The 19,130-nt window shown below is 63.5% G+C and carries 16 protein-coding genes; 11 read left to right on the top strand and 5 right to left on the bottom strand.

The annotated features are described in order from the left end of the window. Positions 1-203 precede the first annotated feature (203 nt). The 8 genes from FJ958_RS10325 to FJ958_RS10360 all read left to right on the top strand — a co-directional run bounded on the left by FJ958_RS10325 (position 204) and on the right by FJ958_RS10360 (position 12,209). Complete coding sequence (locus tag FJ958_RS10325) at positions 204-3,563, top strand: transglutaminase family protein (protein ID WP_140742145.1); 3,360 nt, start codon at positions 204-206, stop codon at positions 3,561-3,563. A 6-nt stretch (positions 3,564-3,569) separates the two neighbouring features. Further along, a complete protein-coding gene (locus FJ958_RS10330) occupies positions 3,570-5,975 on the top strand; it encodes a circularly permuted type 2 ATP-grasp protein (RefSeq protein WP_140742147.1) in 2,406 nt (801 codons plus the stop codon). Positions 5,976-6,040: 65 nt separating this feature from the next. Then, positions 6,041-6,925, top strand: coding sequence for a transglutaminase family protein (locus FJ958_RS10335; protein WP_140742149.1), 885 nt, complete (start codon positions 6,041-6,043; stop codon positions 6,923-6,925). A gap of 144 nt (positions 6,926-7,069) precedes the next feature. Then, on the top strand, positions 7,070-7,240 hold the full coding sequence (locus FJ958_RS10340; RefSeq protein ID WP_246676805.1) for a glycosyltransferase: 171 nt from the start codon (positions 7,070-7,072) through the stop codon (positions 7,238-7,240). A 435-nt stretch (positions 7,241-7,675) separates the two neighbouring features. Beyond that, positions 7,676-8,767, top strand: coding sequence for a DNA topoisomerase IB (locus tag FJ958_RS10345; protein ID WP_140742151.1), 1,092 nt, complete (start codon positions 7,676-7,678; stop codon positions 8,765-8,767). Between the two features lie 98 nt (positions 8,768-8,865). Beyond that, entirely contained in the window at positions 8,866-9,240 is a 375-nt protein-coding gene (locus FJ958_RS10350) for a YciI family protein (RefSeq protein ID WP_140742153.1), read from the top strand. Beyond that, on the top strand, positions 9,237-10,511 hold the full coding sequence (locus FJ958_RS10355; RefSeq protein ID WP_140742155.1) for an RNA polymerase sigma factor: 1,275 nt from the start codon (positions 9,237-9,239) through the stop codon (positions 10,509-10,511). The genes FJ958_RS10350 and FJ958_RS10355 overlap by 4 nt, the downstream gene beginning before the upstream one ends. Before the next feature lie 162 nt (positions 10,512-10,673). Then, complete coding sequence (locus FJ958_RS10360; protein ID WP_140742157.1) at positions 10,674-12,209, top strand: aldehyde dehydrogenase family protein; 1,536 nt, start codon at positions 10,674-10,676, stop codon at positions 12,207-12,209. Positions 12,210-12,231: 22 nt separating this feature from the next. On the opposite strand, the gene FJ958_RS31565 is transcribed toward FJ958_RS10360, so the two are convergent. From FJ958_RS31565 to FJ958_RS10380, 5 genes are all read right to left on the bottom strand, one after another. Further along, on the bottom strand, positions 12,232-12,408 hold the full coding sequence (locus FJ958_RS31565; RefSeq protein ID WP_181176360.1) for a hypothetical protein: 177 nt from the start codon (positions 12,406-12,408) through the stop codon (positions 12,232-12,234). A 73-nt stretch (positions 12,409-12,481) separates the two neighbouring features. Continuing rightward, positions 12,482-13,330, bottom strand: a complete 849-nt coding sequence (locus tag FJ958_RS10365) for a hypothetical protein (RefSeq protein ID WP_181176359.1) — start codon at positions 13,328-13,330, stop codon at positions 12,482-12,484. Positions 13,331-13,506: 176 nt separating this feature from the next. Next, complete coding sequence (locus FJ958_RS10370; protein WP_140742161.1) at positions 13,507-13,827, bottom strand: hypothetical protein; 321 nt, start codon at positions 13,825-13,827, stop codon at positions 13,507-13,509. A gap of 123 nt (positions 13,828-13,950) precedes the next feature. Beyond that, positions 13,951-14,751 (bottom strand): endonuclease/exonuclease/phosphatase family protein, encoded by an 801-nt coding sequence (locus tag FJ958_RS10375; protein WP_140742163.1) that lies wholly within the window; start codon positions 14,749-14,751, stop codon positions 13,951-13,953. A gap of 97 nt (positions 14,752-14,848) precedes the next feature. Continuing rightward, the gene (locus FJ958_RS10380; RefSeq protein WP_140742166.1) at positions 14,849-16,297 is read right to left on the bottom strand and encodes a phosphatidylserine/phosphatidylglycerophosphate/cardiolipin synthase family protein; all 1,449 of its coding nucleotides are present in this window, start codon (positions 16,295-16,297) and stop codon (positions 14,849-14,851) included. Between the two features lie 366 nt (positions 16,298-16,663). On the opposite strand from FJ958_RS10380, the gene FJ958_RS10385 reads away from it, so the two are divergent. The 3 genes from FJ958_RS10385 (at position 16,664) to FJ958_RS10395 (ending at position 19,078) form a co-directional block, all read left to right on the top strand. Continuing rightward, positions 16,664-16,864: a hypothetical protein gene (locus FJ958_RS10385; protein ID WP_181176351.1), complete on the top strand. Its 201-nt coding sequence runs from the start codon at positions 16,664-16,666 to the stop codon at positions 16,862-16,864. A gap of 494 nt (positions 16,865-17,358) precedes the next feature. Continuing rightward, on the top strand, positions 17,359-18,147 hold the full coding sequence (locus FJ958_RS10390) for an AraC family transcriptional regulator (protein ID WP_348642199.1): 789 nt from the start codon (positions 17,359-17,361) through the stop codon (positions 18,145-18,147). 328 nt (positions 18,148-18,475) lie between these two features. Next, complete coding sequence (locus tag FJ958_RS10395; RefSeq protein ID WP_246679570.1) at positions 18,476-19,078, top strand: AraC family transcriptional regulator; 603 nt, start codon at positions 18,476-18,478, stop codon at positions 19,076-19,078. Positions 19,079-19,130 lie beyond the last annotated feature (52 nt).

Raw genomic sequence — 19,130 nt, forward strand, 5'->3', positions numbered from 1 at the left:
GTGCCATAAGGCAATTCGCACCTGAGCTGATCGCGTTACTACAAAGTCTGCGCGATTGAGAACCGCCTTCCTCCACTCCGTCGACCTACTCGGGGAGACGAAACAAGGCGTTAGATTGGGTGCACCGCAACATCCGCTTGGAGATCGGCTGCTATCTGTGTCAGGGTCTAGCGTTCGTTTGAAACGCCGATCTCCGGGGCCCCATGGCAATTCTGGCAGCCGTCTACCACCTGACCCACTACAAATACGACCGGCCGGTGGTTCTCGGGCCTCAAATCATCAGGCTGCAGCCGGCGCCGCATTCCCGCACCAAGGTACTCAGCCATTCGCTCAAGGTCGAGCCGGCGAACCATTTCGTCAATCTGCAGCAGGACCCCTACGGCAATTTCCTCGCCCGCTTCGTCTTTCCCGAGCCGGTGAGCGAACTGAAGATCGAGGTCGACCTCGTCGCCGACATGACGGTCTACAATCCGTTCGATTTCTTCGTCGAGCCGTCGGCCGAGACCTTCCCGTTCGAATATCCTGAAGAGATCAGGGACGACCTCGCCATCTACCGGACACCGGAGCCGCCGGGGCCGCTGCTCTCGGCCTTCCTGAGAACCATCGACCGCAGTGCGCCCAATACGGTCAATTTCCTCGTCGACCTCAACACCCGCCTGCAGCGCGAGATCGCCTACATCGTGCGGATGGAGACCGGCGTCTTCTCGCCGGAGGAAACGCTGGCCGCAGGCAAGGGTTCGTGCCGGGATTCCAGCTGGCTGCTGGTGCAGATCCTGCGCAATCTCGGCATCGCCGCGCGCTTCGTGTCGGGCTATCTGATCCAGCTCAAGCCCGACCTCGTCGCGCTCGATGGTCCGGCCGGCACGACGGTCGATTTCACCGATCTGCACGCCTGGTGCGAGGTCTATCTTCCGGGCGCCGGCTGGATCGGCTTCGATCCGACCTCCGGCCTGCTGACCGGCGAGAGCCATGTGCCGCTGGCGGCGACGCCGCATTTCCGCAACGCCGCCCCGATTTCGGGCATGGCGAGCTTCGCCAATGTCGAGTTCGGCTTCGACATGCGGGTCGACCGCATCGCCGAACATCCTCGCATCACCAAGCCGTTTTCGGACGAGAGCTGGCAGGCGCTCGACGCGCTGGGCAACAAGGTCGATGCCGTGTTGAAGACGCAGGATGTGCGGCTGACCATGGGCGGCGAGCCGACCTTCGTGTCGATCGACGATTTCGAATCCGCCGAGTGGAACACCGCGGCCGTCGGGCCAACCAAGCGCGAAAAGGCCGATGCGCTGATCCGACGGCTGCGCGGGCGTTTCGCGCCGGGCGGCTTTCTCCACTACGGCCAGGGCAAGTGGTATCCCGGCGAGAGCCTGCCGCGCTGGACCTTCTCGCTGTATTGGCGCGCCGATGGCCAGCCGGTGTGGAGCGACCCGTCGCTGATCGCGCGCGAGAAGAGCGACGCCAAGGTCGGCCCGCGGCAGGCGGAAAGCCTGCTCACGGCAATCGCCGATGAACTCGGCATCGACAGGTCGATGGTCAGCGAAGCCTATGAGGATCCGGCCGAATGGCTGCTCAAGGAAGGCAAGCTGCCCGACAATGTCGATCCGTCCAACTCAAGGCTGGAGGATCCGGAGGAACGCAGCCGCATGGCGCGCGTGTTCGAGCGCGGGCTGACCAAACCGTCGGGCTATGTGCTGCCGGTGCAGCGTTGGAACAGCCAGGCATCGGAACCGCGCTGGCGTTCGGAGAGATGGACGACGCGGCGCGGCCGCCTGTTCCTGGTGCCGGGCGATTCACCGGTCGGCTATCGCTTGCCGCTGGGCACGCTGCCCTATGTGCCGCCGGCACAGTTTCCCTACATCGTGCCGGTCGATCCGTCGCTGCCGCGCGGGCCGCTGCCGGCGCGCGAGGCGATCCTGCCCGGTGCGGCTCCAGCCGAACGCGAAGGCGCCGACGAAATGGCGCGCCGCCAGCAGGCGGCATCCTTCACCGCTGTAAGTGGCCAGCAGGACCGGGTCGAACAGGAGATCACCGAGATCGGCGGCGCGGTGCGCACGGCGCTTTCGGTCGAGCCACGCGACGGGCGGCTGTGCGTGTTCATGCCGCCGGTCGAGGCGCTGGAAGACTATCTCGAACTGGTTGCGGCGGCCGAGAACGCAGCAAAGGCAATAGGGCTTCCCGTGCATATCGAGGGGTATGGCCCGCCGCATGATCCGCGCCTCAACATCATCCGCGTCGCGCCCGACCCGGGAGTCATAGAGGTCAACATCCATCCGGCTTCCAACTGGCAGGATTGCGTGGCGACGACGACGGCGATCTATGAGGAGGCACGGCAGACACGGCTTGGCGCCGACAAGTTTATGATCGATGGCCGCCACACCGGCACCGGCGGCGGCAACCATGTCGTTGTCGGCGGCGCGACGCCCAACGACAGCCCGTTCCTGCGCCGTCCGGACCTGTTGAAGAGCCTGGTTCTGCAGTGGCAGCGGCATCCTTCGCTGTCCTACCTGTTCTCGGGCCTGTTCATCGGGCCGACCAGCCAGGCGCCGCGCTTCGACGAAGCGCGCCATGACTCTCTCTATGAGCTCGAGATCGCGATGGCGCAGGTGCCGCATCCGGACCAGGGTGCCGCACCCTTGCCGTGGCTGGTCGACCGGCTGTTCCGCAACCTTTTGACCGACGTCACGGGGAATACGCACCGCTCGGAAATCTGCATCGACAAGCTGTTCTCGCCGGATGGGCCGACCGGCCGGCTGGGGCTGGTGGAATTCCGCGGCTTCGAAATGCCGCCCAATGCGCGCATGTCGCTGGCGCAGCAATTGCTGGTGCGCGCCATCATCGCCCACGCCTGGCAGAACCCGCTCGACGGCCGCTTCGTGCGCTGGGGCACGGCACTGCATGACCGCTTCATGCTGCCGCACTATGTCTGGGCCGATTTCCTCGACGTGCTCGACGACCTCAAGCTCAACGGTTTCGAGTTCCGGCCCGAATGGTTCGACGCCCAGCTCGAATTCCGCTTTCCGTTCTGCGGCGACGTCCGCCATGCCGGCATCAAACTGGAACTGCGCCAGGCGCTGGAGCCCTGGCATGTCATGGGCGAACAGGGTGCCATCGGCGGCACCGTACGCTTCGTCGATTCCTCGGTCGAGCGGCTACAGGTCAAGACCGAAGGGCTGAACCCCGAGCGTCACGCGATCGTCTGCAACGGCCGCATCGTGCCGATGAAGGTCACCGACCACAGGGAGGTCGCGGTGGCCGGTGTACGCTTCAAGGCGTGGCAGCCGGCTTCCGGCCTGCATCCGGCGCTGCCGGTCAACACGCCGCTGGTGTTCGACATTTACGACCGCTGGTCGGGCAGGGCGCTTGGCGGCTGCGTCTACCATGTCGCGCATCCGGGCGGGCGCAACTACGATACGTTCCCGGTCAACGGCAACGAGGCCGAGGCCCGGCGGCTGGCCCGCTTCGAACCGCGCGGCCACACGCCATCCGGCTATGTGCTGCGCGAGGAACAACCGGCACAAGATTTCCCGATGACCCTTGACCTTCGGCGCCCGCCAAGACTGTGATCCGATATGGCAAAGGGGAATCACAAGAGGGTACGCGGCAGGCCGCAAACCCACAGCCTGCTGGAGCACTACCAGCCGATCGACGGCGTCGTCGACGAGATGGTCGACGCGCCAGGCAATCCCCGTCCGGCCTGGAAGGATTTCATCGAGGCGCTCGACGAATTGGGGCCTGAAAAGCTCGCTCAGCGCTTTGCCCGCGCCGACCAGTATCTGCGCGACGCCGGCGTCTACTACCGCGTCTACGACAAGGCAGGCGCCAATGAGCGCGAATGGCCGCTGGCGCATGTGCCCCTGCTCATCGAAGATACCGAATGGGCCGCGATCAGCGCCGGCCTCGTCCAGCGCGCCGAGCTGTTCGAGGAAACCATCGCCGATATCCATGGGCGCAACCGGCTGATCGAAAAGGGCATCCTGCCGGCAGGGCTGATCGCCGCCAGTCCTGAATATTTGCGGCCCGTGGTCGGCACCAGGCCGGCCGAGGGCCATTTCCTTCATTTCTGCGCCTTCGAGCTGGGCCGCGGGCCCGATGGCCGCTGGTGGGTGCTGGGTGACCGCACGCAGGCGCCGTCCGGCGCCGGCTTCGCGCTGGAGAACCGCGTCGCCACCACGCGCGCCCTGTCGGACATCTATGGCGAGATGCATGTGCACCGGCTCGCCGGCTTCTTCCGTCGCTTCCGCGATGCGCTGCTCGGCATGGCCACCGACGGCCGCGTCGCCATCCTGACGCCGGGGCCGCTCAACGAGACCTATTACGAGCACGCCTACATCGCGCGCTATCTCGGCATCATGCTGCTGGAGGGCGAGGATCTGACCGTTTCCGGCGGCAGGCTTATGGTGCGGACCGTTTCCGGCCTGATGCCGATCAGCGTGCTCTGGCGGCGCCTCGATGCCGCCTTCGCCGATCCGCTCGAACTGCGCTCGGATTCACAGATCGGCACGCCGGGGCTGGTCGAGGCGATCCGGCAGGGCTCCGTGTCCACCGTCAATGCGCTGGGGTCCGGCCTGATGGAAACGCGGGCGCTGCTCGCCTTCCTGCCCAAGGTCGCGCGCGAGCTGCGTGGCGAGGAATTGTTGCTGCCGAGCGTCGCGACATGGTGGTGCGGGCAGGAGGCCGAGCGCGCCCATGTGCTTGCCAACATCGACCGTATGGTGATCGGCCCGGCGCTGTCGACCAGGCTCGCCTTCGAGGATGACGGCCAGACCAAGCTCGGCTCGGCACTGTCGGCCGGGGAGCGGGCGGAGCTGGTGGCCCGCATCGAGCGCGATGGCGATGCCTTCGTCGGCCAGGAAGCGGTGACGTTGTCGACGACGCCCGTCTATGTCGGTGGCTGGCTGGAACCACGGCCAGCGAGCCTGCGCGTCTATCTGGCGCGCACGCCACAGGGCTGGACGGTGATGCCGGGCGGGTTCGCCCGCGTCGGCCTGTCACTCGACCCGACCGCGATCGCCATGCAGCGCGGCGGCCAGGCGGCGGACGTCTGGGTGGTCAGCGACAGGCCGGTGGAGCGCGAGACGCTGCTGCCGCAAGAGGGCGACAGCTTCAACCGCACCAGGCCGGGCAGCCTGCCCAGCCGCGCGGCTGAAAACCTGACATGGCTCGGCCGCTACATCGAACGCTCGGAAGACACGGTGCGCATCTTGCGCGCCTATCATGTGCGGCTGGCCGAAACGTCGGACCCGGACATGCCGCTGCTGGCCGACATCAGGGACTATCTCGAACCGTTCGGCATCGATGTCGGCACGGCGATCCCGTTGGGGCTGATCGGCACGCTGGACAGCGCGGTTTACAGCGCCGGCCAGATCCGCGACCGTTTCTCGCCCGACGGCTGGCTCGCGCTCAAGGACCTGTCGAAGACCATCCACCAGTTCGCCACGACGGTGGCGCCGGGGGATGACGCGACACGGGCGATGACCGTCATCCTGCGCAAGCTCGCCGGGTTTTCCGGCCTGCTGCACGAGAACATGTATCGTTTTGCCGGCTGGCGGTTCCTCGAGATCGGCCGGCGGCTGGAGCGCGGCATCCAGATCGCCCGCACGCTCGCACGGCTGACCGGCGCCCAGGCGCCGGAAGGCGCGCTGGACATGATGCTGGAGATCGGCGACAGCGTGATGACCCACCGCCGGCAATATCCGGTGCAGGCCGGCCGGCGCACGGTGATCGATCTTCTGGCGCTCGATCCGCTCAATCCGCGCTCCATCCTGTTCCAGCTCGAGAGGCTGAAGGCCGAGATCGGTCTCTTGCCGTCGGTCGGCGGCGAGGGGCACATGTCGCCGGCGGCGAAAGAAATCCTGCAGCTCAACACGGCTATCGCCATCAAGGAGCCTTCGGACATGACGGCCGTGGCACTTGACGATCTCGCCAGCGAGATAGGCGGCCTCTACAACAGCCTCGCCAAGGCCTATTTCGGCTAGGCAGGTCCCGCAAAAGCCTCGCGCGGTTTGCGACAGAACCCGCGGCAGGACAAGAAAAGTAGCGCATGCTTTACGACATCAGGCTTCATCTCCATTACGACTATGCAGCCGCGGCCGGCGGCGGCCGCCACCAGATCCGCGTCCTGCCGTCGACGATTTCCGGTGTGCAGCGCGTCATCGCGGCATCCCTGTCCTTTGCGCCGGCGCCCAACGAGCGTTCCGACTTTTCGGATTTCTTCGGCAACAACGTCACCTCGATTGCCTTTCGCGATGCGCATGACGCGCTCGACATCAGGATGAGCGCGCGTGTGTCGGTGTCGCGGCCCGAGCCCGGGCTCGACGTGTCGCCGGATATCGGGCGGCTGAGGCAGGAACTGGCCGCAGTGCGGTCGCTGGCGCCGGATGCACCGCATCACTTCCTGGCCGTCAGCGGCCATGCCGGCGTCGACGCGGCGATCACTTCATATGCGCAGGACAGCGTCGGCAACTCGGCCGCCGGCACGGCCATGAACCTGTGCAACCGCATCCACCGCGATTTCACCTATGATGGCGAGGCGACCACGGTGCGGACCCGGGCCAGCGATGCTTTCAGGCTGAAGCGCGGTGTCTGCCAGGACTTTTCGCACATCATGATCGCCGGGCTGCGCGGGCTCGGCATACCGGCCGGCTATGTCAGCGGCTTCCTGCGCACCATCCCTCCGAAGGGCAAACCCCGGCTGGAAGGCGCCGATGCCATGCATGCCTGGGTCAAGGTCTGGTGCGGACGCGACGCCGGCTGGCAGGAGTTCGACCCGACCAACGGCATGCGGGCCAGCAACGACCACATCACCGTCGGCCACGGCCGCGACTATTCCGACGTCGCTCCGATCGTCGGCGTGCTGAAGACCACCGGCGGGCAGGTCGGCGAGCAGGCCGTCGACGTCATCCCGGTCGCGCTCGAAAAGGCGTGAAGTCGAGCCTGTATGTGCAAGGCGCCCGTTGCTGCAATTCAAGGTGGACAAGGCGACTTCTCAAACATCGACGGGCCGTTACTCTATGCTCGTTTTGAGGGGACGGTCATCATATTGCTAAGCGCGCAGGCGCGACGTTCGTAATTGAGAGCAGTCTGCATCGTCATCCCTGCCCACAATGCGGCCGCAACCATCGCGACGACGCTGGCATCGCTCAGCAGTGAGGCCGAGGTCATCGGCCAGATCCTGCTGGTCGACGATGCCTCGACGGACGACACTGCTGATGTGGCACGGCAGGCGGCGGCACAACCTTAGTAGGGCTTATTCCGCCGGAACAAGCCTGACCATGCCTTTTCGACTTGCCCGCAATACTTTTCGTGACCGTCGGCAGATCCGAAAATTGACCCGGACCGGACTGTCCGGACCGGAACTGGCCGTCGCCATGCGATCGATGCCAATCCTCTCCCTGGCGCCCGCAATCACTTGAAAACCATCAGGCGGCCCAGCGGATGATCGCTGGCCCCAAGAAACCAAACATGAGATGAAGACATCGGCTATGATTATTTAGCCGGCGAACAGGCGCTCGCTTGGAAACGATGCCACCCGGTCGCGGTTACCAGCCGCCGCATGTCGATGATGGCGGGATGGATGGCCGATCTCGCGGCTGAAGCCAAAAGGTACCATTTCGGACACTCTTCGGAACCGGTGGCCGATCCGTTGCTTATCCCCGGACAATTCGGTGGAGCGGACATGCTGGGCAAATCAGAGACGCATTTTGGTCGATCGGCCGCGAAAGAAGATCATGCACGGCCGCGGCCGCAAGGCTCGGCCGATCACACCGCGCTGACCTATGTCAGCGATGCCGAGCCCGGTATCCGCCGGCTGAGGGCAGGCAAGCGATTTTCCTACAAGGGACCGGATGGGCGACCGGTCTCGGATACCACCAGGGCGCGTATCGAGGCGATCGTCATTCCGCCAGCCTGGTCGGATGTCTGGATTTCGCCCGACGCCGATGGCCACATCCAGGCGACCGGTAGGGATCAGCGGGGACGCAAGCAATACCGCTACCATCCGCAATGGGCGCAAGAACGCGACAGCGCCAAATATTCGAGCCTCGTTGCCTTCGCCGAAAGCCTGCCGGACCTGCGGCGCAAGATAGACAGCGACCTGCGCCGTCACGGCCTGCCGTTCGAGCGTGTCGTCGCCGCGGTCGTCTGGCTCCTCGACAACACGATGATCCGCGTCGGCAATACCGCCTATGCACGCGACAACAAGAGCTTCGGCCTGACGACATTGCGCGACCGCCATGTCGACATCAGGGGATCGAGCTTGCGGTTCGCCTTCAAGGGCAAGTCCGGCAAGGAATGGAGCCTGAAGCTGGTCGATCGGCGCATCGCCAGGATCGTGCGGGGCGCGCAGGACCTGCCGGGTCAGAAACTGTTCCAGTATCTCGACGAGCGGGACAACAGGCACCCAGTCCGCTCCGAGGACGTCAACCGCTATATCCGGGACGCCGCCGGCGATGCGTTCAGTTCGAAGCATTTCCGCACCTGGGGCGGTACCATCCATGCCGCATCGCTGTTTGCGCAAACGGAGCTGCCCGAAAGCCAGGCTCAGCAGAAGCGGGTGATGAACAGCATCATCGACGAGGTGGCCAAGCGGCTGGGCAACACGCGCGCCGTCTGCCGCAAATGCTATATCCATCCGCGGGTTTTCGAAGCCTGGTCGCAGGGGCGGCTGCTTGCCGAAATGGCGCAAGCCAACAAGCGCAAGCGGGCGATAGATGGCCTCGACGACGAGGAAGCCCTCGTGCTGAGATGGCTGAAAACCCACGAAGGTTGACTCATGGCGGCTGGCGGAAGCGGCGTCGGGATTTTTTTATCGACGCCGTGTCGGGATCGGTCCTACTGTTTCGTCCTTTGACACAGAAAGGACCAACGATGCTCTACGCCATCCTCTGCTATGCCTCCGAAGACGTCGTCAGCTCCTGGAGCAAGGCGCAGGACGACGAAGTCATGGCCAATCTCCTCAACGTCCAGGAAAAATACGCCCAGGCTGGACGGCTTGGTCCGGTGGCGCGTCTGTTGCCCACGACAGCGGCGACGACGCTGAGGAAAGTGAAAGGCGAATCGGTCGTCATCGACGGGCCGTTCGCCGAAACCAAGGAACAATTCCTCGGCTTCTACACGCTCGAATGCGCAGACCTCGATGAGGCGGTCGAGTTCGCCCGCGAGCTTTCCGAGGTCAACCCGAGCGGCGGCTCCTACGAGATCCGGCCGGTCTCCATCTTCAATCCTGCCAGGATTCCCGCATGACCGAACTCGCCTGGATCAGCTCCGCCATCAGCGCCGCCCGCCCGCAGGCGATGGGCGCGCTGCTGCGCTATTTCCGCGATCTCGACACGGCGGAGGAAGCTTTCCAGGATGCGTGCCTCAGGGCGCTGAAGAACTGGCCTCAGAACGGGCCGCCACGCGATCCGGCGGCCTGGCTGATCTTCGTCGGCCGCAACAGCGGCATCGATGCGGTGCGCAAGCGCGCCAAGCAGGCGCCGATGCCGGAAGAGGACCAGATCTCCGATCTTGAAGATGCCGAAAGCGATATCGCCGAGCGGCTGGACGGCGCGCATTACCGCGACGACATCTTGCGGCTGCTGTTCATCTGCTGTCATCCTGATTTGCCTGCAACGCAGCAGATCGCGGTTGCGCTGCGCATCGTCTCCGGCCTCACCGTCAGGCAGATCGCCCGCGCCTTCCTGGTTGGTGAAAGCGCCATGGAGCAGCGCATCACACGTGCCAAGGCGCGCATCGCGGATGCCGGCGTGCCGTTCGAGACGCCAGGCGCGGTCGAGCGCTCGGAACGGCTCGCCGCTGTGGCGGCCATGGTCTACCTGATCTTCAACGAGGGATACTCGACCAACAGCGGCGAGGCACCCGCCCGTGCGCCGCTGTGCGAGGAGGCGATCCGGCTGGCCCGGCTGCTGCTCAGGCTGTTCCAGACCGAGCCGGAAATCATGGGGCTGACGGCGCTGCTTCTGCTGCAGCACGCGCGCGCACCGGCCCGTTTCGACGCAGAGGGCGAGATCGTGCTGCTCGAGGACCAGGACCGCGGCCTGTGGAGGCGCAAGATGATCGACGAGGGGCTGGCCCTTGTCGATAAGGCGTTGCGCCATCGCAAGCCCGGCCCCTACCAGGTGCAAGCGGCCATCGCCGCCCTGCATGCCCGGGCTGACAAGGCCGAGGACACCGACTGGGTGGAGATCGACCTGCTTTACGGCCTGCTCGAACAGATGCAGCCGTCACCGGTGATCACGCTCAACCGCGCGGTGGCGGTCTCCAAGGTGCGCGGGCCTGAAGCGGCGCTTGCCATGATCGAACCGCTGGAGTCGAGGCTTTCCGGTTATTTCCACTTCTTCGGCCTCAAGGGTGGGCTGTTGATGCAACTCGACCGGGGTGAGGAGGCGCGTATCGCCTTCGACCGCGCCATAGCGCTTGCCAACACGGCGGCGGAAGCGGCCCATATCCGCATGCATATCGACCGGCTGATGAAGGATGGCGCCGTGCGGACGCCGGCGAAAAAGGCCAACTGACCACCATCGCCTGGCTGGCTCAATCGTGCAGCTTGGGCTTGGACCATGCCGGGGTGGCGATTTTCCCCTGAAACAGGTAATGGCACGCCATGACAGCGCCTCCTGGGCCTGACGGCACCGGGAAGGGCATGGCGGCAGGCCTTGGCCGACGCCATATGAGCGATGGATCTGAAAGGAATAAATATGACCATAGCGAAGGAAACGGCCGAACTGCTGGCGAAACTGGGCGTGGCCAAGGACGCGCTTGCCGGCGGCGACCTCATCGTGCGCAGCCCGGTGACTGGTGAGCAGATCGCGGCGCTGAAGACGATCTCGCCGGCCGACGCGGCCAAGGTCATCGATGGGGCACACAAGGCGTTCCAGTCCTGGCGGCTGGTGCCGGGCCCGAAACGCGGCGAACTGGTGCGGCTGCTCGGCGAAGAATTGCGCGCGCACAAGGCCGAGCTTGGCCGGCTGGTGTCGATCGAGGTCGGCAAGATCCCGTCCGAAGGGCTGGGCGAAGTGCAGGAGATGATCGACATCTGCGATTTCGCCGTCGGTCTGTCCCGGCAGTTGTACGGCCTGACCATCGCCACCGAGCGTCCGGGCCACCGCATGATGGAAACCTGGCATCCGCTCGGCGTCGTCGGCGTCATTTCCGCCTTCAACTTCCCGGTCGCGGTGTGGTCGTGGAATGCGGCACTTGCCCTGGTCTGCGGTGACGCGGTGGTGTGGAAGCCGTCGGAGAAGACGCCGCTGACCGCACTTGCCTGCGAGGCGATCTTCAAGCGCGCGGCCAAGCGGTTCGGCACTGACGCGCCGGACGGGCTGGCGCCGGTGCTGATCGGCGACCGCGCAGTTGGCGAAATCCTGGTCGACCATCCCAAGGTGCCGCTGGTTTCGGCCACCGGCTCGACCCGCATGGGCAGGGATGTCGGGCCGCGCCTGGCCAAGCGCTTCGCGCGCGCCGTGCTGGAACTCGGCGGCAACAATGCCGGCATCGTCTGCCCGACCGCCGACCTCGACATGGCGCTGCGCGCTATTGCGTTTGGCGCCATGGGCACGGCCGGGCAGCGCTGCACGACGCTGCGGCGCCTGTTCGTGCATGACAGCGTCTACGACGCCTTGGTTCCGCGGCTGAAGAAGGCCTATCAGAGCGTTTCGGTCGGCAATCCGCTGGAGACCTCGTCGCTGGTCGGTCCGCTGATCGACAAGGCCGCCTTCGACGCCATGCAGAAGGCGCTGCGGGAAGCCACCGCCCATGGCGGCAAGGTGACCGGCGGCACGCGGGTCGAGAACGGCCATCCGGATGCCTATTATGTGCATCCGGCGCTGGTCGAGATGCCGAAGCAGGTTTCGCCGGTGACCGAAGAGACCTTCGCGCCGATCCTCTATGTGATGAAATATTCGGATTTCGACGCCGTGCTCGATGAGCACAACGCGGTCGGCGCCGGCCTGTCGTCCTCGATCTTCACCCGCGACCTGCAGGAATCCGAGCGTTTCCTCGGCGTCGACGGTTCGGACTGCGGCATCGCCAATGTCAACATCGGGACATCGGGAGCCGAGATCGGCGGTGCTTTCGGCGGCGAAAAGGAAACCGGCGGCGGCCGTGAGAGCGGCTCCGATGCATGGAAGGCCTATATGCGGCGCGCCACCAACACGGTGAACTATTCCAAGGCGCTGCCGCTTGCCCAGGGCGTCTCGTTCGACATCGATTGAGAACGCCGGGGCTTAGCCAAAGTCAGTGTCGTTCAGGCTCGGCGAGCATCAATCGACACAGGTGGAAGGCGTGCACGCCGCTGTAACGCTGGACAGCTGCCGACGTTTGTCCAGCGTCGGCTTTGCCACGCTGGCCGAGCCAGCCAACGTTGCCGAGATCCCCGGCATCGCGCAGCTTGCGTGCCGCTTCAGCCATCATGCGAAATCACCGATCGAGGCGATGCCGGTCGGGATTCGGTCGAGGCCGGCCTGCTCGGGATCGACGCCCGATATCAGCCAAAGCAGGCTTCGAAGGCGCTGTCGACGACCGCAAGCTTGGCCGCCTGGACGGTCATGTATTCCTCATAGAACCGGTGCGATACCCACATCACCGAATGGCCGCGCTGACCAAGCCAGCCAATGCTGCCGAGTTCCTCGGCCACGCGCAGTTTGCGGCCGAGATGGGTCCGCGACAATTTAAGCCATTTGGCGAAGTCGCCGATCGAAACCACGCTGGTTGGAATCCGGTCGAGGCCAGCATGATCGGGATCGATGCCTGACATTAGCCAGTCCATGACAATGCCGCCATTGTTGAGCCAGATGAACAGGGAAAAGGTCTGGTTGGGCTCGCGCACCGGCTTTGAAGCGAGCAGGCCGTCGGCGACCAGGGGCTGCAGCGTGGCAAGCATGTCGGGCCGCTCCAGGTATCTGGCCAGCCGGTCGCCGCCGTCGATATGGTCAAGCGTGCGCAGATGGGCGACCACCCAGCCGGTGAACCTCTCAATGGTGGCCGCCGTCGGTTGCAGCGGATGCGTGCGGCCGTCCCCGCCCGCCACATACTCGGCGATGTTGTAGTGCAGCATCTCCTTGATGAAGGCGTCGGCCGTATTGCGGCTGGCCACCGCGTTGCGGTGCACGACCTCGATGAAACGCGATACCGTCAGTTCCTTGCGGCGGTCGTTCGGGTCGCGCCTGAAATGCATGGCAAGGCCAACGTGACCCATCAGCCAGCGCTGCTGCGTGGCAAAGATCGAAGCCAGTCGGGGGCTTTCCTCATAGATTCGGATCAGGGACTGCGACTGTTCCTGAACGTAGCGGTGCAAGGCCGGATGGGCGGCTATGTCTTCCAGATTCAGGGCTATCTCCCGATGCTTTGAACCACCTCGGATGGCGAGGTTGCGTTCCCTATTTTCCAGCCTTCAACATTTGTGTCCAGACATAGCAAAAGCGGCGTACAGGGCCAGTCAAGCACATAAGGCCTATCCCGACTGATACGGGATAGGCCTTATGTGGGTCTTCGAGGTGAGTTCCTAAACGGTCAGCCGCAGACGCGAACGTCTTCGATCACCTTGTGATGGTGGCGCCAGTGCACGACCGTTTCGATATGGCAGCGGTGGCGCCGATGGTAGCGGCGATAGTCGCCATCGCCATAGTCGTCATATTGCACGTTCTGATCGTCGCCATACTGATTATAGTGCCGATGATGGTGGCGGCGAATGACAATTCCACTATCGGATTGGTCATCCGAATACTGGTTGTTGTCGTCGGATTGGATAACCAGACTTGCGGCTTGTGTCGGCGCGATGACTGCGGCTGTTGCGGCCAAAGTCAGCACGGAAGCCAAAATGAATTTTTTCATGTTTCGTCCTCCTGCGGTTCTAAGCCATATCAACTCGTGGAAAGACTTAGCGTTCCAATAGCAATCGGTAAGCTTTTGGTCGCCGCGGACGCCAAGCCGGTCGGAGCGGCCGGGGCAACGGCCTTACAGCCGAACAAAGGCCGTCAACGGCAGGTGATCGGAAGCCACGCGCGAAAGCGGCGTGTCATGCGCTTCCACAGCCGAGATCATGCCGTGCCGGTTGCCCATGATGCGATCGAGCGCCAAGAGCGGCAGGTTCGACGGGAAGGTGGGAACGGCCGGCGGCAGCGGTCCAAAGGTCATGTGCAGCGTGTTCAGCGCGGAGCGGTTGCCGAGCCGCCATTCGTTCAGGTCGCCGAGCAGCAGCGTCGGCGTTTCGTCGGGGCTGTTCATGATATCCAGCACGACCTGAGCCTGCTGCGAGCGTGAGCGGCGCAGCAGGCCGAGATGGGCGGCGATGACGCGCAATGTCCGGTTTCCGTCGAGATCGATCTCGGCCACCACCGCGCCGCGCGGCTCCAGGCCCGGAAGCCTGATCTGATGCACGTCGCGCACGACGCCCTTCTTGAAAAGCAGGACATTGCCATGCCAGCCATGGCCTTTGCCATTGGCTGCGATCGGCACCGGCACCAGGCCTGTTTCCCGTTCGAGGTGGGGCAGGTCGAGGAGTCCGTCACGGTCGCCGAAACGGTTGTCCGCCTCCTGCAGCGCAATGACGTCGGGATCGATTTCGCGAATGACACGGCTGGTGCGGTCAGGGTCGAACCTGCGGTCGACGCCGATGCATTTGTGGACGTTGTAGGAAGCGACCAGCGTCCCGGTGGCGCCGGCCTTTTTTGGCGACGCGGCATTGGCCTTGCGCATCCGCCGGTCACGGATGGACAAAAGCATGCTCGCCGGCAGGCTGCGCCCGTTCATCCGCATGGCATGCCTGTCCCTGCTTTTCTCACCATGCACCTCAAATAGAGTCTTCCGGCCGATGTTCCATGGGTGCACGCTATCCGCCAAACACGTCGTTTTGTTAAAGATAGGGTGAACCGAGCCACAATATACGATCGAAGAGGCGGATGATGAACGGGCGGGCCCGCAACGCTTCCAGCGTCACAGGTGTGGCCGTTTCGATCGCTGCTTCAATGCGAGCCTCGATCTCCTCGGCAAAGCCGGCATCGAGAACCTCGAGATCGATCTCGAAATTCAGCCGCAACGAGCGGGCGTCCAGGTTGGACGACCCGACATAGGCCCACAGCCCGTCGATTGAAAGCAGCTTGGAGTGATCGAAGGGGCCTGCGGTACGCCAGATCCGGCAATAATTCTTGAGCATCTGGTCGAATTGCGCGGTCATGGCGCGGTCGACGAGGAAGAGATTGTTCTTCGCCGGCACCACGATGTCGATCTCGACGCCGCGCCTGGCAGCGGTGATCAGCGCGCTGATCAGCTCGCGGTCCGGCAGGAAATAGGGCGACATGATGCGGATCGACTTGCGGGCGATGGAGAAGGCGCCGATCAGCAATTTGTGGTTGGTTTCATTGCTTGCATCGGGCCCCGAGGCGACCGCGCGCACCATCATCGACTGGCCGGCGGTGGACGAAAATGGTGTGATCCGCCAGGCATCGCCCTTCAGCCTCTCATTGCCGGCGAAACGCCAATCTTCGGCAGCGACCGAGAACAGGTCGGTCACTACAGGCCCGCTGACCTGGAAATGCGTGTCCCTGGCGCTGGCAAGGCCGGCGAACTCGGCCGAGAATCCCTTGCGTATGTTCATGCCGCCGGTAAAGGCGATCGCGCCGTCGATGACCAGGATCTTCCTGTGCGTCCTCAGATTGGCGTAGGGCAGGCGCAGGCCCATGACGATGTTGCCGTTGAAGAGATCGGCGGTGATGTTGGCGCGGCGCAGATGGCCAAGGATGCTGGGCACGGAATAACGGGCGCCGACGGCATCGATCAGGACGCGGACGGTGACGCCGCGCTTCACGGCTTGTGCCAGCGATTCGACGAAGAGCAGGCCGACGGCGTCATTGTCGAAGATATAGGTTTCCAGAAGGATGCTGTGCCTGGCCCTGTCGATGGCCAGACACATCGCCGCATAGGCCTCGTCGCCGGTTCTAAGCAGGGTGATCGTATTGCCCGAGGTGAGCGCGCGCCGTGCCACCCGGTCGCCCAACGTCTTCAGGCCGGTGAAGCGCTGGCCATATCGCTTGCCGATCAACTCCTCGACGGCGGCGTCGCGAACGGAGGCGTCACCGGCAAGTGGCCGCTGCGCGCTGATCGAGGCGCGGCGGATGCGGTTTATGCCGGCCACGGCATAGATCAGCACACCGATGATCGGCGACAGCAACATGACGCCGACCCAGCCGGTGGCGGCACGAACGTCCTCCTTGGTCATGACGGCATGGGCAATGCCGACGGTCGCCATGATCACCGAGATGATCGCCAGGATTCGGGGCCAGTGAGTCGCCAGGGTCTCGAACATTTTGCGGACTATCCAGCGGGTGGTCGCAGAAGGCAATGCTGGCGCTCATGCCTGGATATCTGCCGGATGGCGGTCGCGGCGTGGCACCAGCTGCCGGCCAGCGGGCCATGTTAGCAGTGGCGACGCGTCGCGACAGCTTCAACCGTTGACGGCGGCCCAGCCGAAGAATTCCGTTTCCTGAGACAGATTGAGCGGATCAAGCTCCGATAGAACTCCGTCAGGTCAAGCATAGGGCCGACTTGATTCGGCACCGTTCTGTGCTGCTTCGATCCTCCGGGCTTCCTGTACTTTGATACCACATCTAGCGTATATCAGAGGGAACGAAATTAACGAGATAACATTTTCATTGAGGCGAGGGGGCACCGAATGGTGCAGTTCAATTTCGACGGACCGCCTGTGGGGGACGACGCTCTCGACATATCGGTGGAATGCCAAGCCCAGTTGCTGCCTCTGATTCGAGAAATCGTCCAGGCCGCGGTCGCGGCCGGCTGGAGCCAGGACGATGTCCTTCTGGCTTTTGTGGAACTCGCGTGGGATCTGTACGAGAAACGGCGCGGTGATCTGTAGCACCGCGCCGCCAAGTTGCTGGCCTCATGGCGTGTCATTGCCTGTCGTTGATCCCGGTGGCAAGCCAAGCTGTGGACCTGGAGAGGGCCGCACCAGGCCGCTACGTCAGGAAATGCTAAACAATGCGAAAACGCGGAATCGGGCACCAGGTTTGATGCCCGAAACTGTTGCATGGCGAAGACGGCCAACCCGTCAAATAGAACGTTCGCCGACTTCATTGCCGGTCATTTTTTCTTTCTTTTCTCGAATAAAAATTTTTCTTTGCGCGTGGAAGTTCTTCCCTAGCCCAGGCACGTGCGTTAGGCTGTCTTCCGGGTGGGCCTAGGGGGATTTTCGAGCGACGGCAGGCGGCTGAGGCGACGCAAATGAAAAATGCGGAGGAGGCGCGGGAAGGCGGCTTTTCCCGGGAGGCCGGTCGAAAGCGGGCGGCCCGAGACGTCCTGGATATAATTCCTGAAAACGCGGGTCCCAGAAGGGCCACAAGGCAAGGGAGCGTGGTATATTCCATCCGCGCCCCTGGATCACAAAAATTCCTGGCCAAGGAGCATTCCGCAGGGATCGTCCTGGCGCCGGTGCGCAAGTTGCGAGCATCGCTCGGCAGCGACAGGGTCAAGGAATACGATGCGCCTACCGGCTGCATGGTCATCAACCCCGCAGGGGTGGACAGCACCCTTGCGTGGTCGGCGACCAGGGAAAATGCCGTTATATCCATTTCGCCCGCAGCGCTCTCGGAACTGGCCGGCCATGAATTCGATGCCGCCAATGTCGAGCTCGAACCGCCAACCTTCGGCACGGTCGACCTGTGGGCGCTCACCATCGCCCAAAAGGTCACCGCCGAGCTGACGGGGAACGCATCTCCCAATGAGCTTTATCTGGACTCGTTGATCACGGTGTTCGGCGTTCATCTGCTGCGCACCTACACCGGCCGCGGCAAGCAGTCCGCGCCGCCCAGGGGCGGTCTCTCGCCCGATGGCGCCCGACGCGTGCGGGAGTACCTCAATGAAGGTTTCGCGCGAAAAATAATGGTGGCCGAACTCGCCTCGGTCGCGGGCGTTTCGCCGAACCATTTTATCGTGGCGTTCGCCAAGACGTTTGGAATGCCGCCGCATCGCTATCTGGTCAATCTGCGCCTGGATTTCGCGGAAAAGCTGCTTGCCGATGGCAAGCTTTCGATTGCCCAGATCGCCTTCGTGGCAGGGTTTTCAGATCAAAGCCACCTGGCCGCGACGATGAAGAAGTACAGGGGAAGAACTCCTGCCGGATATGCCTCCGCAAGAAAATGACAGCTCTTTGTTTTGACGGAAACAGCAATGCATTCTCCCTGTGACGGCTCCGGCGTGTCGCCCCGAAAATCGGGCTCGATTTTTATGCGTCCAGGCGCTGCGGCGTGGCAAAGCAGCGACAGCCGCCGTTCAGCGTTCAAGGATCGGATTTTCCTACAAAGAATCCGGGGTTTTCCAAAATACGCCCGTCGCGAATGCACCCATGCTCGGCGGGAGAAGTCATTCGGTATGCCTTGTACCCTGGCGCAGTCCTGCCTGTGGATGATGCTGTCCCCGGCGGCGCCGAGTACCAGCCGGCCGGCTTCTATTTTCTCAACGCCGCAATTTCTTGAAATACCATCCGCCGAAACCGTGGTCTTGCTCTGTGTCGCCATCTGATTGGAACTGCCCAACGAATCTCGCTGGCGATAACGGTCAGGTCTCATCAATCACGAATTGTTTTTCCGGGGAACCGAGGGATCGTCCTGAGGTTGGCTGTCATCAGGGGCGCTGTCAGGAGGCCGAAAAAATGCGGCGCGATGATGAGTCCCCGGGACGGGTTTCCGGGACAGATGCGACGCGGCAGCCGCTGCTCAATGTGAAAGGCGGGCTTTCCGTCCGCAGCGTACGCAAGGCGCAGGAATTCCTGGACGAGAACTTTTCGCGCAAGCTGGCGCTTGCCGAAATGGCCGCCGTCTGCGGGCTTTCACCCTATCATTTCGTGCGGGCTTTCTCCAGGACGTTCGGAATGCCGCCGCATCAATATGTCCTCGACCTTCGGCTGGACTTCGCGGAAAAACTCCTTGCCGACAGCCGCATGTCGATCGCGGACATCGCCCATTTGAGCGGTTTCTCAAGCCAGAGCCATTTCACCACCGTGATGAAGAAATACCGGCATGTAACGCCAATGCAGGCGCGGTTGAGGAAGGTTAGCTTGAGATCTGGGCAATAGACCGGCTACTCAAGTTCTTCTTAACGTGACGTGCGTCTATTAAAGTATCTTC

This window comes from Mesorhizobium sp. B2-3-5 (assembly GCF_006442395.1).
GTDB lineage: Bacteria > Pseudomonadota > Alphaproteobacteria > Rhizobiales > Rhizobiaceae > Mesorhizobium.

Excerpts from the sequence above, each read along its gene's own strand:
- FJ958_RS10345 (WP_140742151.1), top strand. The coding sequence starts at position 7,676 with ATGCTGGGCAAATCAGAGACGCATTTTGGTCGATCGGCCGCGAAAGAA.
- FJ958_RS10330 (WP_140742147.1), top strand. The coding sequence starts at position 3,570 with ATGGCAAAGGGGAATCACAAGAGGGTACGCGGCAGGCCGCAAACCCAC.
- FJ958_RS10350 (WP_140742153.1), top strand. The coding sequence starts at position 8,866 with ATGCTCTACGCCATCCTCTGCTATGCCTCCGAAGACGTCGTCAGCTCC.
- FJ958_RS10325 (WP_140742145.1), top strand. The coding sequence starts at position 204 with ATGGCAATTCTGGCAGCCGTCTACCACCTGACCCACTACAAATACGAC.
- FJ958_RS10335 (WP_140742149.1), top strand. The coding sequence starts at position 6,041 with ATGCTTTACGACATCAGGCTTCATCTCCATTACGACTATGCAGCCGCG.
- FJ958_RS31565 (WP_181176360.1), bottom strand. The coding sequence starts at position 12,408 with ATGATGGCTGAAGCGGCACGCAAGCTGCGCGATGCCGGGGATCTCGGC.
- FJ958_RS10360 (WP_140742157.1), top strand. The coding sequence starts at position 10,674 with ATGGATCTGAAAGGAATAAATATGACCATAGCGAAGGAAACGGCCGAA.
- FJ958_RS10380 (WP_140742166.1), bottom strand. The coding sequence starts at position 16,297 with ATGTTCGAGACCCTGGCGACTCACTGGCCCCGAATCCTGGCGATCATC.
- FJ958_RS10375 (WP_140742163.1), bottom strand. The coding sequence starts at position 14,751 with ATGCGGATGAACGGGCGCAGCCTGCCGGCGAGCATGCTTTTGTCCATC.
- FJ958_RS10370 (WP_140742161.1), bottom strand. The coding sequence starts at position 13,827 with ATGAAAAAATTCATTTTGGCTTCCGTGCTGACTTTGGCCGCAACAGCC.
- FJ958_RS10385 (WP_181176351.1), top strand. The coding sequence starts at position 16,664 with ATGGTGCAGTTCAATTTCGACGGACCGCCTGTGGGGGACGACGCTCTC.
- FJ958_RS10355 (WP_140742155.1), top strand. The coding sequence starts at position 9,237 with ATGACCGAACTCGCCTGGATCAGCTCCGCCATCAGCGCCGCCCGCCCG.